The following is a 26,029-nucleotide window of genomic DNA, read 5'->3' as shown; positions in this document are numbered from 1 at the left end:
CCAGGCTTTCATCCTGACCTAAAATGGCACTATGATTAATGTCCAGTTTTCAAATAGTGGACTGCATATGTCATCACGCCGCTTCGGAAGTCAGTCTCTGGTACGCCTTTTAGGCCACTGGCAACAAGCCTCATCCCGAACCCCGCTCTGGCGACAGCTGGCCGACGCGCTGCGTTTATTAATCCTTGATGGACGGCTGGCACTGAATACGCGGCTGCCGGGCGAGCGTGAGCTGGCCGCGGCGCTGGACGTGAGCCGTACCACCGTCAGCAGCGCGCTCGCCCATCTGCGTGAAGAGGGATATCTTGAAAGCCGCCACGGCAGCGGGTCACGCGTGATCCTCCCGGATACGCGCGCCGTTCCCACTCTTTCCGCGGCGAGCGCGGCACTGGATCTCTCCACTGCCGCCCTCAATGCCGGGCCGGAGATCCATCAGGCGTATACCCATGCGCTCACGGCCATTACCCAGCATCTCTCGCTGACGGGCTACGATCAGCTAGGGCTGCCGACGCTGCGGGAAGCCATCGCTGCACGCTATACCGCGCGTGGTCTTCCCACCCGCGCGGACGAAGTGATGGTGGTCAATGGCGCCGTCAGCGGCTTTGCGCTGGTACTGCGGATGATGACCGGGCCCGGGGATCGCGTCGTGGTCGATCACCCCACCTATCCGCTGGCGATTGCCGCCATTCAGGGCGCGCAGTGTCGGCCCGTGGGGGTGTCGCTGCCGGAAACCGGCTGGGATACGGATGGCTTCGCCGCCACGCTTGCCCAAACCGCGCCGCGCCTGGCGTACCTGATGCCGGATTTTCATAATCCGACCGGGCGCTGTATGGATATTGCCACCCGTCAGGCCATCACGGATATTGCAGCCCAAACCCGCACGGCGCTGGTGGTGGATGAAACGATGGTGGATCTCTGGTTTGATGCGCCTCCCCCACCACCGCTGGCCTCCTTCAACCCGCAGGCCACCGTCATCACTTTAGGCTCTGCCGGCAAAAGCTTCTGGGGAGGGCTTCGTCTAGGTTGGATCCGCGCCTCATCGCGCACCATCGCCACGCTTGCCCAGACGCGGGATACGCTGGATTTAGGCTCGCCGCTGCTGGAACAGCTGGCAATGCAGTGGCTCATTAACAACAGCGAGACGTTTCTGCCCGCACGCCGTAAGATGCTAGCGGAACGGCGCGATCGATGCGGTGACCTGCTGCGAGAACATTTCCCGGAGTGGAAATTCCACGAGGCGGAAGGCGGGCTCTCATACTGGATAGAGCTACCGGGCATGCTGGCGACACAGCTTGCCGCACGGGCAGAAATAATCGGGATTAACCTTGGAACCGGGACGCGATTTGGTTTATCGGGGGCGTTTGACCGCTATTTACGTATGCCCTTCTCGCTGGAATCGACAGAGCTTGAGCAGGCGTTACTGAGGATCAAACCGTTATGGCTCGCCCTGAATAAAAACGTGCCATCGTTAAAACGCAGCGTAATTTAATATTAAAAAATTTGAAGCAGATCATAAAATAAAAACTGCTGACTGTAATATATGCAGTCAGCAGTTTTCACTGGTCAGTGTTTAATGCTGAGGAGGAATAGGAAAGCCTTTTAGTGAAATAACGAAATTATCACCGTCTTTCTTTATTTTTGCACCGGTATCACACCAGTCAGACGCAATACGAAAGAACTCATCGCTTCCAACATTCCAGCCAAGACGTACGTGCTTCACGTAGCCTGAACGCAACAGATCGCAGGCCTCGTTGTAGTCACTGGCAGTTGACAGTTGTTGTTTCATTTTCTCTTCTTCAGAAGTTTACGTAGAGCTTTGATTTCTTTAGGAGTAAAAGGAGAAACACTCTCTTCTTCCGTATGCTGATTATCAATATCCTCTTCCGATACTCCCGCCTCTTCTACTGCTTCGAATGCCAGCAGCAGCAGTTTCTCTGTTGTCACGCTTAAATTCTCGTTATTGAGTTCCGCATAGTGGCGAAGCCTTTCTTTTAGCGCGTCATCAATCTTAACGTTTAATACCGCTGTAGCCATGTTTGTCACTTCCCTTCGGAATAAGTACTTTATTTAATACACGAAGTTAACAATGTTATCCAGATATAAATTTTTTCGAGTTATGGAGGAAAATAGACGTCCAATTATAAAATGACAGTCTATTATTACAGGTTTATGACAATAATATTTCAGCACGATGAAATATATATTACACGATATAGGCATAGTATTATTGTGGGATAGCAGTCAAAAGTGAGAGGTGAAAGAAGGAAGATTTTATGAGGGCGGAAATGGGTGGGGGCCCTGCCAGCTAAGCTTTTTCTAACAAAACCTATGTATTTCAATGCACTAAAAAGCGGTGGGGCAATGATTTTGTATCACCAAAAGTATACACTGGCAAGCCGTTTTCTCATGCGACAGACACAAAAAAACCGGGGCTGACCCGGCTTTGTATGGCTTTTGACCAAACTCCAGCTAAGCTACATTTTCCACTACCATGTAGGATCGCCCAACCTCTTCAATCAGTGGTTGGAGGTTCGTATTGCTGCCTTTGACTGTAAATAGGTCTTCTGGCTGTTCATCTTTTACGGCTTTTTTAACATAACCATAATACGGACGACTAACCGCAGTCCTTAAAGATACCTCCGTACAAGAAGATAAAGCGACCACATTTTCCCCTGTGTACTTGAACACTGGCGGCTCATAGTTTTTGATCACGCTCCGGCAAGAGTTCACAAATTGTGTGAACGCTTCAATTTTACCTGCCAGGGCCATACGTCGGGCATGTTCGATCTCATCTACCGTGAGAGCGGGAGCGGAATATCTGTCGCACAAATGGGTGGGCCCTTGACGGCTAGCTATACTCTTATTTTCAGTGTCATAGGGTGCGGTCATGCGGGGAAAATAGCGTTACGGATTAGCTTAATGAGATTGCCGATGCGAAAGCATCGCCCGGCAATATTGAATTCAGGGTGAGAAATAAATCGATCAGGATGCAGAAGGCGTTAACGGCTGAACGTCATTGCTATTCACCCAGCCGTGCGTCGTTTTTCCGCTACGGGCGACAAACTCTACCTCTGCCCAGCCAGCCTGGGTTTGTATTACCCCTACTACGTCTCCTTTAACGATCCAGGCTTTACGCCGGGTCGCGGCATCAGGCGTGGAGCTCAGATAAGCCCGCGGGCTGCTTACCTTCATCAGCGTTTGCCACTGTGTCTGCCGCGTCCTCTCCAGTTCCAGACCTGTCGCAATTTCAGGCATCAGCACATTCATACACCCAGCATGGTTTTGCCCATCAGGAATGGCTAATGTGACACCCGCGGTATTCGCGGCAATATGGCCCGCGAGCACAGATGAAGACCATGAAGTGATGGTGTCTGGCTGTTGCGCTGAAACATGGCCTGTCAAAAAGAAAGTGCAGGTACGTTTTACGCTGTCTTCAGCCGATTCAGAGTAATACCCGGTGATATTGCCCGTCGGTGATACGGCGAGTAACAAACCTTCATATACGCCAGACTGTAGCGTCGTGGCATACGAAGAAAACGCCGCCATTAAGACTGAAAAACCGCAAACTATGCGCATCATTTTAATTTTCATCTCCGCCCCTTCTCCAGGCTTTCATACGTTCTGCGAATTTTAACGTCATAATCACCGAAATCGCTTCCGTTATAGTTGAATGCCATATTATAAAAGTCCTTATTTACCATTGCCGACAGTAGTGAGCTGTTCTTATTGCACAAATGTAAAAAAGCATTTAATTGCTTACCGGCATTTGACTTCATATCTTTTAAAAATGTGCCGAGATCTTTATAACCGCACGATTCGTAATTAAACCCCATAATCTGGAACATCCCCCATGAACACGATTTTATCGCAGCTTCGGCATCAAGTGCGTAAGCCTTCGCCAGGGTATTCCATGCAGAAAGCTGGTCGATATTGTTTTTTTGCCATTCCGGACCCGCTTTCTTTACATATTTATAAGACAAAAAAGGGTGGGTTTGATCGTATTTCCTTTTGGTGTATTTACGGAAAATATGCCCTTCATACGCAATAATCGGTAGATTTAAAGCATTAAACCCAGATCGTCCGCCCGACTCCACAATAGAAAAAGCTTTGATGATATTCAGTTCTACCCGACGATTAAGATTTTCCCAGGCTTCAGTAAAGTCCTGTTCCGTCAGCGATACAGCCCCATCAATACCAGGTGCCATCAGCTTGCTTCGCTCAAGGGTTTCATCTGCTACGTTGTAGCGCTCTTTTCTCAGATAATCGTTAACCAGCTGACGGACGCTATTTTCATTGGCAGAAGGTTGCCTAAAAAATGAAGACGCGAAAGACGATTGTTGGGACGCAAGGGGATATTTCATCGCAGCAGCAACTAATCCACGGAAAGTCTTCCCTTCTGGCTCAATAACCCCATCGGGATGCTGGAAACGCAAATGAATGGACTGAAACTGGCTGATGGTTCTGATCAATGTCGGGGAAATAATCCCATCTTCTGGGATGTCATACTGGATGATAGGCTTAATGAGATTAAACAGGTATTGCACGATAATCACGTCGCGCTGAAAGTTTCCTGCTTTACCTGGCGTTCCTACGGCACTTTTCAATAAAGGTGACAAACGTCTGAGAGAATTATCCATTTCTGAGTACTCATAAATGAAAAAATATACGGTTAGTGGGAAACCGCATCTCGTGATCGACAGCATCAAGCTGCTCACATCCAGCAGGCATTGATACGCCACTTGTGCCGCACCAGGTAAACACTGAAAACAGGAGTTATTGGGAGCACAAATGGGTGGGGGCCCTGCCAGCTACATCCCGGCACACACGTCGTCTGCCCTGGCTGCTTCCTTCCGGACCTGACCTGGTGAACAGAGTAGCGTTGCGGGAGAACCAACAGAGCCCCCATTGAGAGCGTTGATAACCAACGCGCTGGCGCATTATCCCTGTGCTAAAGCCCAATTGCAAGTGACCAGGAACCGGATGCTGGTTTCTTGCGCAAACAGGCGCAGCAATCATGAAGATCTTCGTTTACCATAGCGTTCCAGAACCCCCCCACAGGTGAAGGTATGGACGAACACGACTCCTTTCCACAGCGCGTATGGCAAATCGTGGCCTCAATCCCGGAAGGCTATGTCACTACCTATGGTGATATTGCGCGCCTGGCCGGTTCCCCGCGCGCGGCGCGACAGGTTGGAGGCGTCCTGAAACGGCTACCGGAAGGCAGTACGTTGCCCTGGCATCGCGTGGTGAATCGTCATGGGAACATTTCGCTCACCGGGCCGGATCTTCAGCGTCAGCGTCAGGCGTTACTTTCAGAGGGTGTCCAGGTGACAGGGTCGGGTCAGATTGATTTGCAGAAGTTTCGCTGGATATATTGACCCCTCTCCCGGAGGAGAGGGGAAATGCAGGAATTACATCTGAGTCGGTGGGGTTGGCAGAGACGGCTGATTGGTCTGCGGTGCGACCGGTACTTCGGTCTGCTGCACCGGCACCAGGTTCAGGTCGATTTTTGTCCCACCGTTGTTGATTGCTTCCTGAACCGTATCGGTGATAAAGACCAGCTTACCGTTGATGGTTACCGCTGCACTCAGCAGAATACGGGCGTTAGGCTGCACGTCCGACGGGTTATACGGCAACACGAAGCTAAATGGCGCCTGCTTACCTTCTGTACGGACCGCACGCTGGGCCACGACTTTAGACGGCGCGTCGGCCAGGGAAGCATCAGACAGCGTTACCGTTAGTACCGCGTCCGGAGGCAGAGCGACTCTCTGCTTGATCCAGATTGTACCGGAAACGTTAGGCTGCTGAATGGACTGCTGTGAAAGGGTGTTAATCCCGTTCGGATCTGCAGCTGGAACCGGCACCTGGGCGCTCTTACCGGCACAGGCGGACAACGCCACCGCAATAGCTACACCACTAAGCATGGGCACGAGTTTCATTGAAGTCTCCTTATCAATGCACCAGCGGGATCGATCCCATCCGATGTCGTTTCAATCACATAACGTATTCAAGTGTGGCACAGATCACCGATTTATGCCTGAAAACGTGCCGATATTCAGATTATTCTACCCATCGGACCACTTTCATTTCTGCGTTATACTCTGCCTATCTTTCGCTGCGGCGTTTATTGAGGACAACTATGAGTCAGGCACTGAACAATCTGCTGACATTACTAAATCTGGAAAAAATTGAGGAAGGACTCTTTCGCGGACAGAGCGAAGATCTCGGCTTACGCCAGGTATTCGGGGGGCAAGTCGTCGGACAAGCACTGTACGCAGCAAAGGAGACTGTCCCGGCAGACCGTCTGGTGCATTCATTCCACAGCTACTTCTTACGCCCTGGCGATAGCGCAAAACCGATTGTGTATGACGTTGAAGTTCTGCGAGACGGCAACAGCTTCAGCGCGCGCCGCGTAGCGGCCATTCAGAGCGGCAAGCCGATCTTTTACATGACGGCCTCTTTCCAGGCGCCGGAGCCGGGCTACGAGCATCAGAAAGTGATGCCCCCGGCTCCGTCACCTGACTCTTTAAAATCAGAGACGGATATTGCTCGCGCGCTGGCGCATCTGCTTCCCCCTCAGGTCAAAGAGAAGTTTCTCTGCGATAAGCCGCTGGAGATCCGCCCGGTTGAGTTCCACAACCCGATGAAAGGCCATACCGCCGAGCCGAAACGCCAGGTTTGGATCCGTGCCAACGGGACCGTGCCGGAAGATTTCCGCGTCCATCAGTATCTGCTGGGCTATGCGTCTGACTTCAACTTCCTGCCGGTGGCGCTGCAGCCGCACGGCGTTGGTTTCCTGGAAAAAGGGATGCAGGTCGCGACGATCGATCACTCCATGTGGTTCCACCGTCCGTTCAACATGAATGAGTGGCTGCTTTACAGCGTGGAGAGCACGTCAGCGTCGAGCGCACGCGGATTTGTGCGTGGAGAATTTTATACTCAGGACGGCGTGCTGGTCGCTTCGACGGTGCAGGAAGGGGTGATGCGTAATCGCGGGTGATTGTGTGCGGCCTGATGCCCTCCCCCTGACCCTCTCCCACCGGGAGAGGGAATACACATTAAAAACGGCAACCAGAGGTTGCCGTTTTGCTGTTTATCAGGCGTTATACGCATTCTCGCCGTGGCTGTTGACGTCCAGGCCTTCGCGCTCCTGCTCTTCCGGTACGCGCAGACCTACCGTCATATCCGCCAGCTTATAGCCAATGAAGGCCACAACAGCAGACCAGACAACGGTGATAGCAATACTTTCCAGCTGCACCAGCACCTGATGAACCATGGTGACACCTTCCGCGTAACCCACGCCACCGAGCGATTTCGCCGCGAAGATACCGGTCATGATACAACCGACTATGCCGCACACGCCGTGCACGCCAAATACATCGCATGGGTCGTCGACGCGCAGCACACGTTTCAGTGCGGTCACGCCCCACAGACCCGCCAGACCCGACACCAGGCCGACCAGCAGCGCACCGCCGACACCGACATAACCACACGCAGGGGTGATACCAACCAGACCGGCAATGGCACCCGAACAGGCACCCAGCAGAGAAGGTTTACCGCGCACCGCCCACTCGCCAAACACCCAGGAGAGAATCGCACCCGCCGTGGCAACAACGGTGTTCACGAAGGCCAGCGCGGCAATTTCGTTGGCCGCACTCGCAGAGCCGGCATTGAAGCCAAACCAGCCAAAGTAGAGGATAGCAGTACCGGTAAACACCATCGGCAGGTTGTGCGGTTTAAACGCTTCTTTACCGAAGCCCACGCGTTTGCCAATCAGGTAGGCCCCCACCAGACCCGCTACCGCGGCGTTGATGTGTACAACGGTACCGCCCGCGAAGTCCAGCGCACCGTGCGTTGCCAGCAGACCGCCCCCCCAGACCATGTGCGCAATCGGCACATAGGAGAGCGTCATCCAGACCACTACGAAGATCAGAACGGCAGAGAAACGAATACGCTCCGCCAGCGCGCCCACAATAAGCCCTACGGTAATACAGGCGAAGGAACCCTGGAACGCCACGTGAATATACTGATAGAAGCTGCCCATCAGCGCGGTCAGCTCAATATTTTTCAGCATCACCCAGTCGAAATTACCAAAGAACGCGTTGCCCGTACCGAATGCCAGCGAGTAACCGTAAACCACCCACAGCACGCAGACCAGCGCAAACGTCACGGCAACCTGCGTCAGCATGGAGAGAACGTTTTTGCCACGGATCAGGCCGCCGTAGAACAGCGCAATGCCCGGAATGGACATGAAAAGCACCAGCGCGGTGCTGATCATCATAAAGGCGTTATCGGCTTTATCAGCCACCGCAGGGGCAGCAGCCAGCGCCAGGCCCGGCAGCAGCGCCAGCGAACCCAGACCCGTTTTAAGTGTTGCTATCTTCATTTTCTCGATCCCTATCACTGTGTGCCAGGCGTTATTTACAATGCCGCTTCGTCAGATTCGCCGGTACGGATGCGAATGACGCGCTGCAGTTCGGCAACGAAAATTTTGCCGTCGCCAATTTTGCCGGTATAGGCCGCTTTGCTAATGACATCAATGACCTCATCAAGCTGATCGTCAGCAATCGCGACATCAATTTTTACTTTTGGCAGAAAGTTAACGCTGTATTCCGCCCCGCGATAAAGCTCGGCATGACCCTTCTGACGACCAAAGCCTTTCACTTCGGTGACAGTCAGTCCCTGAATACCCATTGAAGACAACGCTTCACGCACGTCTTCGAGTTTGAATGGTTTGATTACAACCGTAACCAGCTTCATAGATCCCCTCCAGTCAGAATTCGGTAATGGCCGTAGCTTACGCAGAAGGTATTGCAAGGGATGTGCCAGAAATGCAAACGGGGGGGAACGGCGGCGCACAGAGCATTACACGGCCTTGATAAACAAACTGGTGAAAAAAAACGCACCATGCCGGTGCATGGTGCGTTTCAGTTTTGCACCAACAGGAATGACTGTTAGTGCGCCGCCTCATTTTGGTGCATCAGGCGCTAGCGACTCTTCATCGCGCACGCTGGCCGCAAGCTCTTCGCCCGCCAGCTGCAGCTGGTACATCTGCCAGTAGCGCCCTTTTGCTTCCAGCAGTTCACGGTGGGTACCACGTTCAACGGCCTGTCCGCGATGTAGCACCAGAATGGTATCGGCATCGACGATGGTGGAAAGACGGTGGGCAATCACCACCAGCGTCGTATGGTCGCGTACGGCGGAGAGTGCCTGCTGGATGGCCTGCTCGGTGCCGGAGTCAATACTGGCAGTGGCTTCATCCAGAATCAGGATCTGCGGCGTTTCAATCAGCACCCGCGCCAGCGCCAGGAGCTGCTTTTGCCCGACAGAGAGATTATTCCCCTGCTCGCCCAGCCTGGTATTTATCCCATCGCTAAACCCGCGCGCAAGCTCTGCCAGCTGCACTTTTTCCAGCACGTCCCAGACCTGTTCCTGGGTGTAGTCTCGTCCCAGAGTCACGTTGGCGTAGAAGGTATCGGCCAGCACGACCGGATCCTGTTGCACCATCGCGACGCCTTTACGCAACACGGTGTGGCTGAGAGACGCGAGCGGGCGCCCGTCGAGGCGGATTTCGCCGCGCGTGACCGGGTAATAGCCCATCAACAGGCTGGCAAGTGTGCTCTTACCGCTGCCGGTATGCCCCACCAGCGCCACGAAACCGCGCGACGGAACGTCAAGCGTGATGTCCTGAAGCACCAGCCGATCTTCGCGATAGGCAAACGATACGTTATCAAAGGCGATAGTCCCGCTTTGCAGAGGTTGCTCGTCATTGCCGTAGGCCTGACGCGGCCTGTCCATCAGCTCAAACACGCGCTCACCGGCGACCACCGCCTGCTGCAGCATCGATTGCTGGGTGGTGAGCTCGATCAACGGCTCGTTAAGGCGTCCCAGATAGCTAATAAAGGCGTATAGCACGCCCACCTCAATCGTACCGTTTGAGCTCAGCCCAAAGAGCATCAGCAGCCCGCAAAGCACCAGCGCCGAGAAAAGGCTCAGCAGCGGACGCAGCAGGAAACCATCAAGCCGCAGCGTCTGCATACGCGCCATATAGTGCGAACGGCTGGCTTCTCCCATGCGTTCGCCAAAGCGGGCCTGCTGGCGGAACTGCTGGATGACGCTCATGCCGTTAATCACTTCGTTGAAGCCATCGTTGATGTCGGCCAGATAGGCGCGAACCCGGCGCACAATCGGCGTGCTGTAACGCTGGTATATCACCATGACGATCAACACCGCCGGGAAGATGGTGATCGCCACCAGCGCCATGCGCCAGTCAAGGCTGAACATCGCCACCAGCATCGCGCCAATCAGCGCCGCGCTGCGCAATACGGTCGCCACAACGGTGACGTACAGATCGCGGATCACCTCGGTATCGTTGGTCACGCGCGAAATGACCTGCCCGACCGGCTGGATATCAAACTCGCTGAGCGGCTGGCGAAGCGCCGCGTCCATGACGTCGGTGCGCAACTGCTGCACGACGCCCACGGCAGCCCGGTTAAACAGCAGCGACTGAGCATAGTGCAGCCCTGCCGCCGCCAGCTGAAGGCCAACGTAGGCCACGCCTAACCCCGCCACCAGCCCCAGGGGCAGATAGCTTTTGGCGACCATATTGTCGATGAAGTAGCTAATGAGCAAAGGACCGCTCACTTCAGCAATCGCCGCAATCCAGAGTAAAAGCACGGCAACGGAGAGCGGTTTACGCCACGGTGAGCCGTAGGCCAGCAGACGTTTGAGCGTCGGCCACATCGTTCCGAGCTTACGCATTGGCGGCCTCCTCATCTTCTTCCGGCGCATCGTCCAGCGCCGCCTCAAGCTGTTGATAGCGGTACATATCGCGATACCAGCCCGGCTGCTCGGCAAGCGTTTCATGCTGCCCGCGCTGGGCAATGTGCCCGTGCTGCAAGACCAGAATTTCTCTGGCTTCGGTTAGCGCAGACAAACGGTGGGCGCTGATAATGACCGTGCGTCCGTCGCCCCACTGGCGCAGGTTATGCAGAATTTGATGCTCGGTACGGCCGTCCACGGCGGAAAGTGCATCATCCAGAATCAGGATTTCAGCATTCAGCAGCAGCGCGCGGGCAATGGAGATACGCTGTTTTTGCCCGCCGGACAGCATGACGCCGCGTTCCCCGACTTCCGTCTCGTACCCCTGCGGCAGACGCAAAATATCATCATGAACGCTGGCCAGACGCGCCACATGTTCAATCTCTTCCTGCGTCGCCCCAGGGCGGCCAAGGGCGATGTTGTTCGCCACGGTGTCCGAAAATAAAAACGGCGTCTGGCTGACGACCGCCAGGCGACCACGCCACTCGTCCAGCAGCAGATTCGTCAGGGGGATATCATGGAAACGAATATCGCCCTCGGTGACGTCAAAGTGGCGCTGGAGCAGAGAGAGCACGGTACTTTTACCGGATCCCGTCGGGCCGCAGATGCCCAGCATCTGGCCCGGCTGAAGCGTAAAGCTGACGTTCTCCAGCACCGGATGCTCCGTTTGTGGATAGACAAACTTGCGGACGTCGACATGCATGACGCCGCGTCCTTCCGGTACGACTTCGCTGCCGTCATTGACCACCGGCGCTTCGGCCAGCATGGCGCGAATGCGGCTGTAGGCGGCGCTGCCGCGCTCCACGATGTTAAACATCCAGGCCAGCGCCAGCATCGGCCAGATCATGAGACCCAGATACATCGCAAAGCTTGTCAATTGCCCCAGGGTAAGCGTGCCCTGCACTACCATCCAGCTTCCGCCGCCAATGGCCAACATATTTGCCATGCCGATTGCGATATAAATCGTCGGATCGAAACGGGCGTCGATACGCGCGACGCGCATGTTTTTCGCCCCCGTGTCTGCCGCATCGGCGGCAAACAGCGCAGACTGCCGGTCTTCCAGACCAAACGCTTTGATCATGCGGATGCTGGTCATGCTCTCCTGGGTGCGATCGTTCAGCGACGAAAACGCCGCCTGCGCCAGCTTAAAACGCTCGTGTAGCTGTTCACCATAGCGATTAATCGCCAGAGCCATGAGCGGCATCGGCAGCAGGGCGAGCAGGGTCAACTGCCAGCTGATCTGCGTGGACATCACGATCAGCACCGCACAGCCCATCACCAGCGAGTCCACCAGCGTCAGCACCCCTTCCCCGGCGGCAAAGACCACGCGATCGACGTCGTTCGTCGCGCGGGCGATGAGATCCCCGGTGCGATGGCGCAGATAAAATTCGGGATGCTGTCGGCTCAGCTGGCGGTAAAAATCTTCACGTAGCTCAACGGCCAGCTGATAGGACGCACCAAACAGCAGCACGCGCCAGACGTAGCGCAGCAGATAAACAATGACCGCCGTCAGCACCAGCGTGCCAACCCACATCAACACCCGTGCGGTGGTGTAATGCTGTTCGGTGACGCCATCCACGACGTAGCCCACCACTTTCGGCGGGATCAGCTGCAGGATGGCAATGATAATAAGCAGGGCGACTGCACCGAGGTAGCGTTGCCACTCCCGACGAAAGTACCAGCTTAATTGGGCAAATAATCGCACGCGGTTTGTTCCTGAAGGTATTTTACTAAGTTATTCAATAGGTAATGCTGTGGTGTATTTAATCTGTTCCATGGCGAAGCTTGAGGTGACGTCCGATAACCCCGGCACGCTGTTCACCAGCCGCTTGTAGAAGTCATCATAGCGCTTCATGTCGGCCACCTGGACGCGCATCAGGTAATCGTACTCGCCGGCCATGCGCCAGAAACCGAGCACTTCGGGCATCTCAGACACCTGGGTGACGAAGCGGCAATACCACTCGCTGCTGTGATGCTGGGTTTTTATCAGCACAAATGCGGTCAACCCAAGCCCCAGCTTTTCGGGATCTAACAACGCGACGCGCCCCAGAAGAATGCCGTCATCTTCCAGCTTCTTAAGACGCTTCCAGCACGGGGTGGTGGTCAGATTAACGGCATCTGCCAGCGCCTGCAAAGAGAGGGTACAGTCATTTTGCAGCAATGAAAGGAGCTTGCGGTCAATTTTATCTAGCATACCCACCTCTCAGAGAAAATTTTTCTCCCTTCATTCTATTTTAAAGGCCAGATAGCAACAATTTTTTCTGTGCTTTTCGCTATCCTAGACACAAAATGACAAACGGATAACGATGATGAATAGCACCTGGGTTAAACATGCGATCAGCGAAATCAATGCCGACTATCAGCGCTCGGCGGATACGCACCTGATTCGCCTTTCCCTGCCGGGATTTGACGGCATTCAGCTCTATCTGAAAGATGAAAGCACCCATCCTACCGGCAGCCTGAAGCATCGCCTGGCGCGCTCGCTGTTTTTATACGGTTTATGTAACGGCTGGATTAAAGAAGGCACGACTATCATTGAATCTTCGTCCGGTTCAACGGCGGTGTCCGAAGCCTATTTTGCCCGCCTGCTGGGCCTGCCGTTTATCGCGGTGATGCCGTCCTGCACCGCAAAACGCAAAATCGAACAGATCGAATTTTACGGCGGACGCTGCCACTTTGTGGAAAGCGCCTGCGAAATCTACGCCGCCTCTGAAATGCTGGCCCGCGAGCTGAACGGCCACTATATGGACCAGTTCACCTTCGCCGAGCGCGCGACGGACTGGCGCGGCAATAACAACATTGCCGACAGTATTTTCCGCCAGATGACCCACGAACCACATCCGGTTCCGTCCTATATCGTCATGAGCGCCGGTACCGGCGGCACGTCAGCCACGATCGGACGCTACATCCGCTGTCAGGGTTACGATACCCAGCTGATGGTGGTTGACCCGCAAAACTCCGTGTTCCTCGACTACTGGCAAAATCGCGATGCCGGCCTGCGCAGCCCGGTGGGCAGTAAAATTGAAGGGATTGGCCGCCCGCGCGTGGAGCCCTCTTTCATCCCCGACGTGGTGGACGAGATGATGCGCGTGGCGGATGCCGCAAGCGTGGCAACGGCACACTGGCTGGAAACGCAGCTGGGCCGCAAAGTGGGCGCATCGACGGGCACCAATATGTGGGGCGCACTGCAGCTTGCCGCACGCATGCGCGAAGAGGGCCGCACCGGTTCCATCGTCACGCTGCTGTGCGACAGCGGAGAGCGCTACCTTGAAACTTACTACAATGCGGAGTGGGTGCAGGCCAACATCGGCGATATCGCCGCGTGGAAAGCGCAGATTGCAGAACTGGTGAAATAAAAAAAGCCAGACCGAAGTCTGGCTTGCTGGAAGGGTCTCACTATTCGGGGGAATACGGGAGATTGTTGTTGTCCAGCCAATGAGTCAAAAAATGAGACACTGCTTCATTGCGGCAGTGGCCAATAACCGGCAGATGGGGAAGTTCTGCTTTCAGCTGCGCCATCGCATTTCCCATGATCAGACCGTGACCTACGCTACCCAGCATTTCGCGGTCGTTCATGGCATCACCAAACGCCATACACTCCTGCAGCGTTAAGCCCAGGTGGTCGCTCAGAACCGCCAGAGCGGAACCTTTGTTACAGCCCACCGGCAGCACTTCCAGACAATCAACCGCCGAGAAGGTCAGATGCGCCCGGTCGCCTAGCGCCTCATTCAGCTGAATCCGTAAGCGACACAGATCGTCGTGATCGCCACAGAAACAGATCTTAGTGACCGCATGGGCGGGGATCCGACGCAGATCGATAAGCTGGTACCTGAAGCCGCTGTATACATGCGCGTGCAATAATTCCGGGATTTCGCTTCCGGTAAACCAACCCCGATCGTTAAAGACGTGGATACTGGCCTTAGTGTCCCAGGTGCTGTGCAGCACGATATCCGCCACTTCCGGGTTGAGATCCTGTCGGTACAGCACATCGCCTTCTACAGAGTGAATTCGCGTCCCGTTGCCGGTAATCAGAAAAGCGTCGAGGGTAAACGCGCCCAGCAGATGGCGCATCTCCAGCACATGGCGGCCAGTGGCAAACGTCAGGGTAACATCACGCTCGTGCAGGCGTTTCAGCGTGTTCAGGGTTTTTTCCCCTAAACGGTGATCCGGCATTAACAGCGTACCGTCCATATCAAATGCAGCGAGCCGAGCCATGATTACTCCCGAAATGTGATGCGGTTAACTTGTGCATCAGTATCGTGTGAGATATACGGAAGTAATAGTGAATAGATGAAAATTATTGTTCCGGGTTTCTTATGCGCCAGCTCAATCGACTCAATCAGTATCACCGCCTCTGGCAGCCTTCCCTGGGTGCAACGCAACAGGTCACTATCAGCGAGCTGGCTGCCCGCTGTTTTTGCAGCGAGCGGCATGTCCGAACGTTGCTGCGTCAGGCCCAGGAGGCGGGCTGGCTGAGCTGGCGAGCGCAGTCTGGCCGCGGTAAGCGCGGTGAGCTGACGTTTCATGTCGCGCCGGAGTCACTGCGCAATGCGATGATGGAGGAGGCGCTGAAGAGCGGGCAGCAGCATAACGCGCTGGAACTGGCCCAGCTTGCCCCTGAAGCGCTGCGGTCATTACTGCATCCTTTTTTGGGCGGGCAGTGGCAAAACGATACGCCGACGCTGCGCATTCCTTACTATCGCTCCCTGGAGCCGCTGCAGCCGGGGTTCTTACCTGGTCGGGCGGAGCAGCATCTGGCAGGACAGGTGTTCTCAGGCTTGACGCGTTTTAACGGTAACAGCAGTGAACCCACGGGCGATCTGGCGCATCACTGGGATGTCTCTGCTGACGGCATGCGCTGGCATTTCTACATTCGCTCCACCCTGCACTGGCATAACGGCGATAAAATAGAAACGGCGCAACTCCAGCGAAGTCTGACAGCGCTGTTGACGCTCCCCGCCCTGCGCACCCTGTTACAGAGCGTCTTAAATATTGAGACAACGCATCCACAGTGTCTGACGTTTACGCTGCATCAACCTGACTACTGGCTACCGCACAGGCTGGCAACCTACTGTAGCCGTCTGGCGCATCCCGACCATCCTTCGGTTGGCTCTGGCCCCTTTCGGCTGGCTGCCTTTGAGCCCGACCTGGTTCGTCTGGAAAGCCATGAGCAGTATCACCTGAGTCATCCGCTGCTCAAAGCCATCGAATATTGGATCACACCCCAGCTTTTTGATTACAGGTTGGGTACCAGCTGTCGTCACCCGGTGCAAATCGCGATCGGCGAGGCCGACGAGCTGGAAAGTCTGCGGCTGGTAAGCAGCAGCACCAGCCTGGGGTTCTGTTACCTTACGCTAAAACAGAGCGCACGCCTGAGTGAGCTCCAGGCAAAGCGGCTTATCAATATCATTCATCTCTCCCGGCTTCTCCACACCCTTCCACTAAACGAAGGGCTCATCACGCCAACTCAGGAACTGCTTCCCGGCTGGACCATCCCCGAATGGCCTGATTTATCGGGTGTAACCCTCCCTGAAGCATTGACGCTTGTTTATCATCTCCCTGTTGAGCTTCACACCATGGCCAGCCAGTTGAAGGCATACCTGGCGCTACAGGGGTGTGAACTGACCGTCATCTTTCACGACGCCAAGACGTGGGACGGATGCCTGGAGCTTGCCGATGCAGACATCATGATGGGCGACAGGCTTATTGGCGAAGCGCCAGAATATACGCTGGAACAGTGGCTGCGCTGCGATGCCCTCTGGCCGCACGTTCTTAGCGCACCGGCTTACGCCCATTTGCAAGCGACGCTGGATGCGGTACAGACGCAGGCAGAGGCGCGGGATAGGCACGCGGGGCTGCAAGCCATCTTCAACCGGTTAATGGAAAGTGCAGTGCTGACACCACTCTTTAATTATCAATACCAAATCAGTGCTCCACCAGGCGTAAATGGTATACGTCTCAATACCCGCGGCTGGTTTGACTTTACCGAAGCCTGGCTTCCCGCCCCTAAATCGTGAAGAAGCTGGTCGGCGCCACAGGCAGACGGTAACATAACGTTTTTACCGTAACAGTCGAGATGATTTATGAAACGTGCCGTCGTCGTGTTCAGCGGAGGACAAGACTCTACTACCTGCCTGGTTCAGGCCCTTCATCAGTACGATGAAGTTCACTGTGTCACTTTCGATTATGGTCAGCGCCACCGCGCTGAAATCGACGTTGCCCGTGAACTTGCCCTGAAACTGGGCGCACGCGCGCACAAGGTGCTGGACGTTACGCTGTTAAATGAACTGGCCGTGAGCAGCCTCACCCGCGACAGTATTCCCGTCCCGGACTACGAACCTGATGCCAGCGGCATTCCGAATACCTTCGTGCCGGGCCGTAATATCCTCTTCCTGACCCTGACGGCGATCTACGCCTACCAGGTAAAAGCCGAAGCGGTGATTACGGGCGTTTGCGAGACCGACTTCTCCGGCTACCCGGACTGTCGTGATGAGTTCGTGAAAGCGCTAAACCACGCCGTCAATCTGGGGATGGCGAAAGAGACGCGCTTTGAAACTCCGCTCATGTGGCTGGATAAAGCCGAAACCTGGGCGCTGGCGGATTACTGGGGCAAGCTGGACCTGGTTCGCAGCGAAACGCTCACCTGCTATAACGGTATCAAAGGCGACGGTTGCGGCCAGTGCGCGGCCTGTAATCTTCGCGCGAACGGACTGAACCACTATCTTGCCGATAAAGCCGGCGTGATGGCCGCGATGCAGAAAAAGACTGGCCTAAAATAGGGCTACTTGACCGTGCTGTCACAAAACGGGTGTCGACAGCACGAGTACGCCTTAACAAGTCTTACGCGATCATCAACTCCAGCTTTTCACGCAACTCACCTTCGAGCGGCAGCGCTTTCTGCGTTTTCAGATCGATACAGACAAAGGTGATCAGCGCATCAGCCACCACCTGCCCTTCTGGATCGAGCGTCACCACCTGGCTTAACACCCCGCTTTTTCCATTGATTTGCTGCACCTGGCTTGTCACCGTGAGCACATCGCCCAGCACGGCCGGACGGCGGTAGTTGATATTGATATTGACGACCACGAACGCGATGTTGTGCGCGGTCAGCCACTGAAAGCTTTCGCTATTTTCCAGCCCGTCCCACCGCGCTTCTTCAAGAAACTCAAGATAGCGGGCATTGTTCACATGCTGATAAACGTCGAGATGAAAACCGCGTACTTTGATTTTTGTCTGCATAGCGCAATAGCCTTTACTGTTATTGTAGGATGAGAGGTCATAACTGGTATGACCTCTTTATCCTGGCAAAATTTTGCCGCAGTGCAAGAAATTGCGTGATTACAATGTCAGGTGTGAGAGGTTGCGCTCAACCAGCGCGCTGCCCATGCCCGGCACCTGTTTGAGATCGTCGACCGTTTTGAAAGGACCATACTCTTCGCGGTAGCTGACGATGGCCTGCGCTTTTTTCAGGCCGACACCATTCATCGCGCGGGCCAGATCTTCCGCAGAGGCAGAATTGATACTGACCCGCGTACCGTCATCATCCGCATTTTTACCGGCGTCAATCGCTTTGGTTTGCCCTTGCACCGGCGCTGCCGCGTCGGACTTGCTCTGGGTAGTTTGTGATTTGGCGGCGGGAGCCGACGCCATCGCGCCCGCGCTCATCCCGGTGGTGGCAATAGCCAGCGTAATTAACAGTGCTTTGATTCCACATTTCATGCTGTTATCTCCTTGTTTGTTGACAGCCACGTCACGATAGCCGCCAGTTCAAACCGGCACAAACAGCAGATTGCAGAAATGGAAAAGGCCGCGAAAGCGGCCTTTAGTTTTTGCAGAGCGTTACGAAAATCTGCGAGCAGACACGTAATTACTGCTGCTGAGTCATTACATCACCCAGCTTGATTTTGGCTTCTTTACGCAGGTTGCTCATCATGGCTTCGAAGGCAATCTGGGCATTGTTCTGGGTAATTCCCTGAACCATCGCTTTCTTCTGCGCTTCTGGTAAGGTGCCGGCTTTCACTTCATCCAGCGCCAGCAGAACGACGTTACCCTGCGCATCGGTGGTGGTACCGAAGCTTGGCTTGTCCTTCGCAGGCAGAGTCAGACCAAACGCGGCCTGGCTGATAGGGTCCTGACCGGTACGGCTCAGCGTTTTCGCTTCACCGAAGCTTAGGCCAGCCGCTTTCAGCGCGTCTTCTTTACCCGCTTTCAGATCGGACAGAATCTTCTCAGCATCCAGTTTCGCCTGCTGTTCAGCTTTGTTGTGCTTAACCTGAGCGATGACCTGATCCTTCACTTCCGCCAGCGGTTTGACCGCTTCTGGCTTATGCTCGCTGACGCGCAACACAAACGCACGATCGCCGTCGACGGTAATGATGTCAGAGTTACTGCCCGGCGTGCCGTTCTCGCCCACCAGACCACCGTTGAAGATGGCATCGGAAACCGGTTTGAAGTTCAGCTCTTCCGGCAGATTGTCACGACCAAACCAGCCAGTTTCAACCGCCTTCACGCCCGCCGCCTGCTCTGCACCTGCCAGAGATTCGTTGTCGTTGCTGGCAGCATCGCTAACCTTCTGCTGCAGCGCGTAGTAGGCATCCAGCGCTTTTTCCTGTTTCACTTTCGCTGCGATATCATCGCGGACGTCAGCCAGCGGTTTGGTTTTCGCCGCGGTGATGTCGTCCAGACGCACGACCAGGAAACCGACGGAAGACTTAATGACGCCAGAAAGCTGGCCTTTCTCTTTCAGACCGGCATTTTTCAGCTCGTCAGGCGTGGTCGCATCTTCCAGCCAGCCCATATCACCGCCGTTTTTCGCCGAGATAATGTCGGTGGATTTCGCTTTCGCAACGGTCGCGAAATCAGCGCCTTTGTTCAGCTCATCCAGCGCCGCTTTAGCATCAGCCTCGGTTTTCGTCTGAATCACGCTGTAGCGGTTACGCTGGGGCTGAGTGAACTGATCCTGATGCTGATCGTAGTAAGACTGGATCTCTGCATCAGACGCGGTTTCCTGCAGCGCGGCCGCATCCAGCTTGATGTAGCTCACGCGGAACTGCTCTGGAGAAACAAAAGAATTCTTGTTCTGTTCGTACCAGGCGTTAACGTCAGCGTCGCTCACCTGCTGTTTCGCCGCCAGGGCGTTAACATCAATGGTCGCTTCGCGTACAACACGCTGCTGTGCCACCAGCGCGGCCAGTTCGTCCGTTTCACCTTTGAGCATGAAATCGGTGCCCACGACAGCATTGATGAGCTGCTGGGTGGTCAGCTGGTTACGCAGCGCCTGAGCGTACTGATCGGCCGTCATCCCCATCTGGTTGACGATACTGTTGTAACGCGCGTTGTCGAATTTACCGTTAGACTGGAAGGCCTGGGTGGAGAAGATGGCTTTTTTCACCTGCTCATCACTAATGCCAAGGCCGATTTTTTTGGCATACTGATCGAGCAGCGCTTCGTCGATAAGACGGTTCAACGTCTGTTGGCGCAGAGTCTTCATGTACCCTTCGTTCGCCGCCAGTTCAGAGAATTGGTCGCCCAGCTGTTGCTGCATACGGTTACGTTCACCGGCAAAAGCATTCTCGAACTGACCGCGGCTGATCTCCTGGCCATTCACTTTTGCGGCGTAGTTTGCGCCACCGCCAATAAGGTAACTGCTCACGCCGGTCAATATGAACGACACGATAATGATACCGAAAATAATCTTGAGCACGAGACTGTTAGCAGCCGTGCGTAAGCTGTCCATCATGGTGTAACAACACTCCGCTGTAGGTGACTGGTTACCTGACGCTGACGGAAAATCCTGCCCGTCGCGCGTGAAGGCGTATTGTGACAAGAAAACGGGGCGATTGTCAGCCCACAACTCGCATAAACTCGCACAAATCAGGTCTGGACAAACAAAAAAGGCACATCAAATGATGCGCCCTTGTACTTTCCGGCTTCCCTGAAACGGGAAAGCAATCAGTTTACTGCGTCTTTCAGCGCTTTACCTGCACGGAAACCCGGCACTTTAGCAGCAGCAATGGTGATCTCTTTACCGGTCTGAGGGTTACGGCCAGTACGGGCAGCACGCTCTTTAACAGCAAAAGTACCGAAGCCTACCAGTGCAACGTCGTCCCCAGCCTGCAGAGATTCAGTAACAGAAGCAATTAATGCATCTAACGCACGTCCAGCTGCAGCTTTAGAAATATCAGCACCAGCAGCAATTTTGTCAATCAGTTGAGATTTATTCACTGTTCTCTTCCTCTCTTTATAATTTATATCGCGCCTGAATCCTTCACAACGCGACCGCGCAGCAGTTATATCAGGCCTGCCATGACCTTACAACACCCGTTGTTGATGGCTGACCTAATCAGCAATCTAAATTAGCTATACAAAAAAAGGCTGGCAAGTGCGAAATCACTTACCAGCCTTGTTTTTATTGACGCTCTTTGCGCGAGGTCACTATTTTGCGGTTACAACCTGCATTCCGGAGGGTTCATTCTGCAAAGCGAGACTGAGAACTTCCTCAATTCGCTTAACAGGATGGATCTGCAGATCGGCAATCACGTTGTCCGGAATCTCTTCCAGATCGCGTTTGTTTTCGTAAGGGATCAATACGGTTTTGATCCCACCGCGGTGTGCCGCCAGCAGTTTTTCTTTTAAACCACCAATCGGCAGAACCTGGCCACGCAGCGTAATTTCACCGGTCATTGCCACATCGGCACGCACCGGGTTCCCGGTCAGGCAGGAAACCAGAGCGGTACACATGGCAATACCCGCGCTTGGACCATCTTTTGGCGTCGCCCCTTCAGGTACGTGCACGTGGATGTCGCGTTTTTCGTAGAAATCAGGGTTAATTCCCAGTTTCTCCGCACGCGCACGCACCACGGTCAGCGCAGCCTGGATAGATTCCTGCATCACTTCACCCAGCGAGCCGGTGTAGGTCAGTTTGCCTTTACCCGGTACACAGGCGGTTTCGATGGTCAGCAGATCGCCGCCCACTTCCGTCCATGCGAGTCCGGTCACCTGACCAACGCGGTTTTCGTTATCCGCGCGGCCGTAGTCGAAGCGCTGAACGCCGAGATAGGCATGCAGATTGTCGCCGTTAATCACAATGTGTTTCAGGCTCTTATCCAGCAGCAGCTGTTTCACCGCTTTACGACACAGCTTCGAGATTTCACGCTCAAGGCTACGCACGCCCGCTTCACGGGTGTAGTAACGAATGATGCCGATAATCGCGCTGTCCTCAACGGTCAGCTCGTTGGCTTTCAGCGCGTTACGCTCAATCTGTTTCGGCAGCAGGTGCTGCTTAGCAATATTCAGCTTCTCGTCTTCGGTATAGCCCGAGAGACGGATCACTTCCATACGGTCCAGCAGCGGGGCCGGAATGTTCATGGAGTTGGAGGTCGCTACGAACATCACATCGCTCAGGTCGTAGTCCACTTCCAGGTAGTGATCGCTGAACGCCACGTTCTGTTCTGGATCAAGCACTTCCAACAGTGCAGACGCAGGGTCGCCACGCATGTCCGACGACATTTTGTCGATCTCATCGAGCAGGAACAGCGGGTTTTTAACTCCCACTTTCGCCATCTTCTGGATCAGTTTACCCGGCATAGAACCGATGTAGGTACGGCGGTGACCGCGGATTTCCGCTTCATCGCGCACGCCACCCAGCGCCATACGGATATACTTACGTCCGGTCGCTTTGGCGATGGACTGACCCAGAGAGGTTTTACCCACCCCCGGCGGTCCTACCAGGCACAGAATTGGGCCTTTAATTTTGTTTACACGGCTTTGTACCGCGAGGTACTCAAGAATGCGGTCTTTCACGCGTTCCAGGCCGTAGTGGTCAGTATCCAGGATTTCCTGTGCCTGACGCAGGTCTTTTTTGACCTTGCTGCGGGCGTTCCACGGAACCTGCACCATCCACTCAATGTAGCCGCGTACAACGGTCGCTTCAGCCGACATTGGAGACATCATTTTCAGCTTCTGCAGTTCTGCTTCGGCCTTCTCTTTCGCCTCTTTCGGCATCTTCGCCGCGTCGATCTTACGCTTCAGGGCTTCGTTTTCGTCCGGCGCGTCGTCCATCTCGCCCAGTTCTTTCTGAATGGCCTTCATTTGCTCATTCAGATAGTACTCACGCTGAGATTTCTCCATCTGCTTTTTCACGCGGTTGCGAATGCGCTTCTCAACCTGCAGCAGATCGATTTCAGACTCCATCATCGCCATCAGGTATTCCAGACGCTCGTTAACGTCGGACATTTCCAGCACGGACTGCTTGTCAGCCAGCTTCAGCGGCATATGGGCAGCGATGGTGTCCGCCAGGCGCGCAGGATCGTCGATGCTGTTCAGCGACGTCAGCACTTCTGGTGGGATTTTCTTGTTCAGCTTGATGTAGCCTTCAAACTGGCTAATCGCGGTGCGAACCAGTACTTCCTGCTCGCGCTCATCAAGTTCAGGCGAATCAAGGTACTCTGCCTTGGCAGAGAAGTGTTCGCCGTCGTCTGACAGAGTGGTAATACGCGCACGCTGCAGGCCTTCTACCAGCACCTTCACGGTGCCGTCAGGCAGCTTCAGCATCTGCAAAATAGAGGCCACGGTCCCGACGGTGAAAAGATCGTTTACACCCGGCTCATCCGTTGATGCTTCTTTCTGCGCCACCAGCATGATTTTTTTATCATGATCCATGGCGGCTTCGAGGCAACGGATAGATTTTTCCCGCCCTACAAATAAGGGTATGACCATGTGCGGATAAACCACCACATCGCGCAACGGCAATACGGGGATTTCAATGCGTTCAGAACGCTCAGGATTCATAGAGCTCTCTCTTAGTTAGTGTCCGCCAGGTAAGCTGGTCATGTCACTGTGCTTCACATAACCATTAACATGTATCCAGTATATGGGGATGTTTCCCACACATTCAACGCTATGAATACGGAAAAAGTAAAGGGGAGATAAAATCCCCCCTTTTTGATTAACTGCTTGTATGATTTGGTGAATTATTCGCCAGACGCCTGCTGCGCTTCCGGTTTGCCGTAAATCAGCAGCGGCTTGGTTTGACCGCTAATAACGGACTCGTCAATCACCACTTTCTCAACGTCTTCCATCGACGGCAGATCGTACATGGTGTCGAGCAGTGCTGCTTCAACAATTGAACGCAGACCACGAGCACCGGTTTTACGGACCATCGCTTTCTTGGCAATAGCATCCAGCGCTTCGTCGCGGAATTCCAGGTCAACGCCTTCCAGATTGAACAGCGCCTGATACTGCTTGGTCAGCGCATTTTTCGGCTCTTTCAGGATCTGGATCAGCGCGTCTTCACTCAGCTCATTGAGCGTTGCCACAACCGGCAGACGGCCGATGAACTCAGGGATCAAACCGAATTTGATCAGATCTTCCGGTTCAACCTGAGACAGCAGTTCACCTTCGTTTGGTTTTTCGGACGTCGATTTTACCGTTGCGCCAAAACCAATGCCGGAGCCGGTTTCAACACGGTGGGAGATGACTTTATCCAGACCAGCAAACGCACCACCACAGATGAACAGGATCTTGGAGGTATCAACCTGCAGGAACTCCTGCTGCGGATGTTTACGACCACCCTGTGGCGGAACGGCGGCGACCGTACCTTCAATCAGCTTCAGCAGTGCCTGCTGTACGCCTTCACCCGATACGTCACGGGTGATGGACGGGTTGTCTGATTTACGGGAGATCTTGTCGATCTCATCGATGTAAACAATCCCGCGCTGGGCTTTCTGTACGTCGTAATCGCACTTCTGCAGCAGTTTCTGAATGATGTTTTCAACGTCCTCACCCACGTAACCGGCCTCGGTCAGGGTGGTGGCATCCGCCATCGTGAACGGAACATCGAGCAGACGCGCCAGGGTTTCAGCCAGCAGCGTTTTACCGGAACCGGTTGGGCCGATCAGCAGAATGTTACTTTTACCCAGTTCTACGCCATTGCTGGTGTCGCCGTTACGCAGACGTTTGTAGTGGTTATAGACCGCTACCGCCAGCACTTTCTTGGCCTGCTCCTGTCCGATGACGTAGTCGTCAAGGTGATGACGAATTTCATGCGGTGTTGGCAGCGCGCTGCGCTCACGGTGCGGTGCGACTTCTTTAATCTCTTCGCGAATAATGTCGTTACATAAATCGACACATTCGTCGCAGATATACACGGACGGCCCGGCAATCAGTTTACGCACTTCATGCTGGCTTTTGCCGCAAAAAGAGCAGTACAGCAGTTTGCCCGAACCATCTTTGCGTTTATCTGTCATGAGTCCAAACCTCTTTTTAAGTTCTTTGTGCCGCACATGACGACGCAAATGCCATTCTAAGACGCAAGCTGCAATGAGCAGCGTGCCGCCCTACCTTAGTATAGCGGCACACTCGCGTCGCGGGCATCAATTACGATGGGTCAACACGGAGTCGACTAAGCCGTACTCAACTGCCTCTGGAGCAGAGAGGAAGCGATCGCGCTCGGTATCGCGCTCGATCTGCTCGAGTGGTTGACCCGTATGCTGCGCCATAAGTTCATTCATGCGCGCTTTTACTTTCAGAATTTCGCGGGCGTGGATTTCGATATCCGTCGCCTGCCCCTGATAACCGCCCAGCGGCTGGTGAATCATCACGCGGGAATTTGGCAAGCAGAAACGCTTACCCTTCGCTCCTGCTGTTAACAGGAACGCGCCCATAGATGCAGCCTGACCCATACAGATAGTGCTTACATCAGGTTTGATGAATTGCATGGTGTCATAAATGGACATCCCTGCTGTAATCACGCCACCCGGGGAGTTAATGTACAGGTAAATGTCTTTTTCCGGGTTTTCCGCTTCCAGAAACAGCATCTGCGCCACGATCAGGTTAGCCATATGGTCTTCCACCTGGCCAGTCAGAAAGATAACGCGTTCCTTGAGCAGACGGGAATAGATATCAAAAGAACGCTCACCACGTGAGGTCTGTTCAATAACCATTGGCACCAGAGCCATATGGGGTGCAAAGTTATCTCGTTCGCCACTGTATGACATTTCCGTCTCCTGGATCAAAATTGAAAACACCTGCTGTACTGATTGTAACCTTACGGACGGATTATCAGCCAGTCTCATTCATCGTGATTACGTACTTATGGGGTTTACAGTGCCCTATTTCAAGCATAACAACCTTTTGTTGTTACGCTAACACCGAAAGGGCGTTTTAGCACTCTTCCTGGGCTATAGCTGCGATAAAAAAAACCCGCTGC

24 protein-coding genes and 1 other RNA gene are annotated in these 26,029 nt (G+C 54.3%); 6 read left to right on the top strand and 19 right to left on the bottom strand.

All coding sequences use genetic code 11. The features are described 5' to 3' along the window. The first annotated feature begins 67 nt into the window (after positions 1-67). Positions 68-1,489 carry a MocR-like transcription factor YczR gene (gene yczR, locus LRM19_RS00745; RefSeq protein ID WP_271366907.1) on the top strand — a complete coding sequence of 474 codons (1,422 nt, stop codon included), beginning with the start codon at positions 68-70 and terminating at the stop codon, positions 1,487-1,489. An 81-nt stretch (positions 1,490-1,570) separates the two neighbouring features. On the opposite strand, the gene LRM19_RS00740 is transcribed toward yczR, so the two are convergent. From LRM19_RS00740 to ffs, 5 genes are all read right to left on the bottom strand, one after another. Next, positions 1,571-1,786, bottom strand: a complete 216-nt coding sequence (locus tag LRM19_RS00740) for a hypothetical protein (RefSeq protein ID WP_023310588.1) — start codon at positions 1,784-1,786, stop codon at positions 1,571-1,573. After that, complete coding sequence (locus tag LRM19_RS00735) at positions 1,783-2,034, bottom strand: hypothetical protein (protein WP_032638522.1); 252 nt, start codon at positions 2,032-2,034, stop codon at positions 1,783-1,785. The genes LRM19_RS00740 and LRM19_RS00735 overlap by 4 nt, the downstream gene beginning before the upstream one ends. Positions 2,035-2,982: 948 nt before the next feature. Then, positions 2,983-3,591 (bottom strand): hypothetical protein, encoded by a 609-nt coding sequence (locus tag LRM19_RS00730; protein ID WP_271366905.1) that lies wholly within the window; start codon positions 3,589-3,591, stop codon positions 2,983-2,985. Then, on the bottom strand, positions 3,588-4,637 hold the full coding sequence (locus LRM19_RS00725) for an N-acetylmuramidase family protein (protein ID WP_271366904.1): 1,050 nt from the start codon (positions 4,635-4,637) through the stop codon (positions 3,588-3,590). The genes LRM19_RS00730 and LRM19_RS00725 overlap by 4 nt, the downstream gene beginning before the upstream one ends. A 162-nt stretch (positions 4,638-4,799) precedes the next feature. Then, positions 4,800-4,896: signal recognition particle sRNA small type (ffs, locus tag LRM19_RS00720), an RNA gene on the bottom strand. Between the two features lie 170 nt (positions 4,897-5,066). Between ffs and LRM19_RS00715 the strand changes: the two genes are divergently transcribed. Beyond that, positions 5,067-5,378: an MGMT family protein gene (locus LRM19_RS00715; RefSeq protein WP_271366903.1), complete on the top strand. Its 312-nt coding sequence runs from the start codon at positions 5,067-5,069 to the stop codon at positions 5,376-5,378. A 33-nt stretch (positions 5,379-5,411) separates the two neighbouring features. Here the strand turns inward: LRM19_RS00715 and LRM19_RS00710 are convergent, their stop codons facing one another. Continuing rightward, a complete protein-coding gene (locus LRM19_RS00710; RefSeq protein ID WP_024906833.1) occupies positions 5,412-5,939 on the bottom strand; it encodes a YbaY family lipoprotein in 528 nt (175 codons plus the stop codon). Positions 5,940-6,139: 200 nt separating this feature from the next. Here LRM19_RS00710 and tesB point away from each other — a divergent pair, with 200 nt between their 5' ends. Then, on the top strand, positions 6,140-7,000 hold the full coding sequence (gene tesB / locus LRM19_RS00705; protein ID WP_023310585.1) for an acyl-CoA thioesterase II: 861 nt from the start codon (positions 6,140-6,142) through the stop codon (positions 6,998-7,000). A 96-nt stretch (positions 7,001-7,096) separates the two neighbouring features. Here the strand turns inward: tesB and amtB are convergent, their stop codons facing one another. The 5 genes from amtB to LRM19_RS00680 all read right to left on the bottom strand — a co-directional run bounded on the left by amtB (position 7,097) and on the right by LRM19_RS00680 (position 13,015). Next, a complete protein-coding gene (gene amtB, locus LRM19_RS00700) occupies positions 7,097-8,386 on the bottom strand; it encodes an ammonium transporter AmtB (RefSeq protein WP_115874359.1) in 1,290 nt (429 codons plus the stop codon). Positions 8,387-8,421: 35 nt separating this feature from the next. Beyond that, entirely contained in the window at positions 8,422-8,760 is a 339-nt protein-coding gene (glnK, locus tag LRM19_RS00695; protein WP_008503304.1) for a P-II family nitrogen regulator, read from the bottom strand. A 207-nt stretch (positions 8,761-8,967) separates the two neighbouring features. Beyond that, positions 8,968-10,761, bottom strand: coding sequence for a SmdB family multidrug efflux ABC transporter permease/ATP-binding protein (locus LRM19_RS00690; RefSeq protein WP_271366900.1), 1,794 nt, complete (start codon positions 10,759-10,761; stop codon positions 8,968-8,970). Next, positions 10,754-12,526 carry a SmdA family multidrug ABC transporter permease/ATP-binding protein gene (locus tag LRM19_RS00685; RefSeq protein WP_271366899.1) on the bottom strand — a complete coding sequence of 591 codons (1,773 nt, stop codon included), beginning with the start codon at positions 12,524-12,526 and terminating at the stop codon, positions 10,754-10,756. Before LRM19_RS00685 ends, LRM19_RS00690 begins: the two co-directional genes overlap by 8 nt. A gap of 30 nt (positions 12,527-12,556) precedes the next feature. Further along, a complete protein-coding gene (locus LRM19_RS00680) occupies positions 12,557-13,015 on the bottom strand; it encodes an Lrp/AsnC family transcriptional regulator (protein WP_023310581.1) in 459 nt (152 codons plus the stop codon). 112 nt (positions 13,016-13,127) lie between these two features. Here LRM19_RS00680 and LRM19_RS00675 point away from each other — a divergent pair, with 112 nt between their 5' ends. Beyond that, entirely contained in the window at positions 13,128-14,177 is a 1,050-nt protein-coding gene (locus LRM19_RS00675) for a PLP-dependent cysteine synthase family protein (RefSeq protein WP_271366898.1), read from the top strand. A 40-nt stretch (positions 14,178-14,217) separates the two neighbouring features. Here the strand turns inward: LRM19_RS00675 and cof are convergent, their stop codons facing one another. Next, on the bottom strand, positions 14,218-15,036 hold the full coding sequence (cof, locus tag LRM19_RS00670; RefSeq protein WP_271366896.1) for an HMP-PP phosphatase: 819 nt from the start codon (positions 15,034-15,036) through the stop codon (positions 14,218-14,220). A 101-nt stretch (positions 15,037-15,137) separates the two neighbouring features. On the opposite strand from cof, the gene LRM19_RS00665 reads away from it, so the two are divergent. Together LRM19_RS00665 and queC are read left to right on the top strand one after the other, a co-directional pair. Continuing rightward, complete coding sequence (locus LRM19_RS00665) at positions 15,138-16,838, top strand: SgrR family transcriptional regulator (RefSeq protein ID WP_223581443.1); 1,701 nt, start codon at positions 15,138-15,140, stop codon at positions 16,836-16,838. Positions 16,839-16,904: 66 nt separating this feature from the next. Next, entirely contained in the window at positions 16,905-17,600 is a 696-nt protein-coding gene (gene queC / locus LRM19_RS00660) for a 7-cyano-7-deazaguanine synthase QueC (protein WP_008503311.1), read from the top strand. 61 nt (positions 17,601-17,661) lie between these two features. Here the strand turns inward: queC and LRM19_RS00655 are convergent, their stop codons facing one another. From LRM19_RS00655 to clpP, 7 genes are all read right to left on the bottom strand, one after another. Next, positions 17,662-18,060: a YbgC/FadM family acyl-CoA thioesterase gene (locus LRM19_RS00655; RefSeq protein ID WP_024906822.1), complete on the bottom strand. Its 399-nt coding sequence runs from the start codon at positions 18,058-18,060 to the stop codon at positions 17,662-17,664. Positions 18,061-18,159: 99 nt separating this feature from the next. Continuing rightward, the gene (locus tag LRM19_RS00650) at positions 18,160-18,540 is read right to left on the bottom strand and encodes a helix-hairpin-helix domain-containing protein (RefSeq protein ID WP_133293886.1); all 381 of its coding nucleotides are present in this window, start codon (positions 18,538-18,540) and stop codon (positions 18,160-18,162) included. A gap of 148 nt (positions 18,541-18,688) precedes the next feature. Beyond that, a complete protein-coding gene (ppiD, locus tag LRM19_RS00645; RefSeq protein ID WP_271366893.1) occupies positions 18,689-20,560 on the bottom strand; it encodes a peptidylprolyl isomerase in 1,872 nt (623 codons plus the stop codon). 212 nt (positions 20,561-20,772) lie between these two features. Continuing rightward, positions 20,773-21,045: a nucleoid-associated protein HU-beta gene (hupB, locus tag LRM19_RS00640; protein WP_002444653.1), complete on the bottom strand. Its 273-nt coding sequence runs from the start codon at positions 21,043-21,045 to the stop codon at positions 20,773-20,775. A gap of 210 nt (positions 21,046-21,255) precedes the next feature. Continuing rightward, entirely contained in the window at positions 21,256-23,610 is a 2,355-nt protein-coding gene (lon, locus tag LRM19_RS00635; RefSeq protein WP_023334706.1) for an endopeptidase La, read from the bottom strand. A gap of 182 nt (positions 23,611-23,792) precedes the next feature. Further along, a complete protein-coding gene (clpX, locus tag LRM19_RS00630) occupies positions 23,793-25,067 on the bottom strand; it encodes an ATP-dependent protease ATP-binding subunit ClpX (protein ID WP_023310570.1) in 1,275 nt (424 codons plus the stop codon). A gap of 126 nt (positions 25,068-25,193) precedes the next feature. Next, the gene (gene clpP, locus LRM19_RS00625; RefSeq protein ID WP_010428105.1) at positions 25,194-25,817 is read right to left on the bottom strand and encodes an ATP-dependent Clp endopeptidase proteolytic subunit ClpP; all 624 of its coding nucleotides are present in this window, start codon (positions 25,815-25,817) and stop codon (positions 25,194-25,196) included. Between the last annotated feature and the right edge of the window lie 212 nt (positions 25,818-26,029).

It is taken from the genome of Enterobacter sp. PI-10 (assembly GCF_027947695.1).
GTDB lineage: Bacteria > Pseudomonadota > Gammaproteobacteria > Enterobacterales > Enterobacteriaceae > Enterobacter > Enterobacter vonholyi.
Note: the sequence above shows the minus strand (reverse complement) of the source record. Positions and strands in the feature narration are given on the sequence as shown.

Excerpts from the sequence above, each read along its gene's own strand:
- LRM19_RS00650 (WP_133293886.1), bottom strand. The coding sequence starts at position 18,540 with ATGAAATGTGGAATCAAAGCACTGTTAATTACGCTGGCTATTGCCACC.
- clpP (WP_010428105.1), bottom strand. The coding sequence starts at position 25,817 with ATGTCATACAGTGGCGAACGAGATAACTTTGCACCCCATATGGCTCTG.
- queC (WP_008503311.1), top strand. The coding sequence starts at position 16,905 with ATGAAACGTGCCGTCGTCGTGTTCAGCGGAGGACAAGACTCTACTACC.
- lon (WP_023334706.1), bottom strand. The coding sequence starts at position 23,610 with ATGAATCCTGAGCGTTCTGAACGCATTGAAATCCCCGTATTGCCGTTG.
- clpX (WP_023310570.1), bottom strand. The coding sequence starts at position 25,067 with ATGACAGATAAACGCAAAGATGGTTCGGGCAAACTGCTGTACTGCTCT.
- LRM19_RS00665 (WP_223581443.1), top strand. The coding sequence starts at position 15,138 with ATGCGCCAGCTCAATCGACTCAATCAGTATCACCGCCTCTGGCAGCCT.
- cof (WP_271366896.1), bottom strand. The coding sequence starts at position 15,036 with ATGGCTCGGCTCGCTGCATTTGATATGGACGGTACGCTGTTAATGCCG.
- LRM19_RS00710 (WP_024906833.1), bottom strand. The coding sequence starts at position 5,939 with ATGAAACTCGTGCCCATGCTTAGTGGTGTAGCTATTGCGGTGGCGTTG.
- ppiD (WP_271366893.1), bottom strand. The coding sequence starts at position 20,560 with ATGATGGACAGCTTACGCACGGCTGCTAACAGTCTCGTGCTCAAGATT.
- LRM19_RS00725 (WP_271366904.1), bottom strand. The coding sequence starts at position 4,637 with ATGGATAATTCTCTCAGACGTTTGTCACCTTTATTGAAAAGTGCCGTA.
- LRM19_RS00655 (WP_024906822.1), bottom strand. The coding sequence starts at position 18,060 with ATGCAGACAAAAATCAAAGTACGCGGTTTTCATCTCGACGTTTATCAG.
- LRM19_RS00680 (WP_023310581.1), bottom strand. The coding sequence starts at position 13,015 with ATGCTAGATAAAATTGACCGCAAGCTCCTTTCATTGCTGCAAAATGAC.
- tesB (WP_023310585.1), top strand. The coding sequence starts at position 6,140 with ATGAGTCAGGCACTGAACAATCTGCTGACATTACTAAATCTGGAAAAA.
- LRM19_RS00715 (WP_271366903.1), top strand. The coding sequence starts at position 5,067 with ATGGACGAACACGACTCCTTTCCACAGCGCGTATGGCAAATCGTGGCC.
- LRM19_RS00730 (WP_271366905.1), bottom strand. The coding sequence starts at position 3,591 with ATGAAAATTAAAATGATGCGCATAGTTTGCGGTTTTTCAGTCTTAATG.
- LRM19_RS00735 (WP_032638522.1), bottom strand. The coding sequence starts at position 2,034 with ATGGCTACAGCGGTATTAAACGTTAAGATTGATGACGCGCTAAAAGAA.
- yczR (WP_271366907.1), top strand. The coding sequence starts at position 68 with ATGTCATCACGCCGCTTCGGAAGTCAGTCTCTGGTACGCCTTTTAGGC.
- LRM19_RS00740 (WP_023310588.1), bottom strand. The coding sequence starts at position 1,786 with ATGAAACAACAACTGTCAACTGCCAGTGACTACAACGAGGCCTGCGAT.
- LRM19_RS00690 (WP_271366900.1), bottom strand. The coding sequence starts at position 10,761 with ATGCGTAAGCTCGGAACGATGTGGCCGACGCTCAAACGTCTGCTGGCC.
- amtB (WP_115874359.1), bottom strand. The coding sequence starts at position 8,386 with ATGAAGATAGCAACACTTAAAACGGGTCTGGGTTCGCTGGCGCTGCTG.
- glnK (WP_008503304.1), bottom strand. The coding sequence starts at position 8,760 with ATGAAGCTGGTTACGGTTGTAATCAAACCATTCAAACTCGAAGACGTG.
- LRM19_RS00675 (WP_271366898.1), top strand. The coding sequence starts at position 13,128 with ATGATGAATAGCACCTGGGTTAAACATGCGATCAGCGAAATCAATGCC.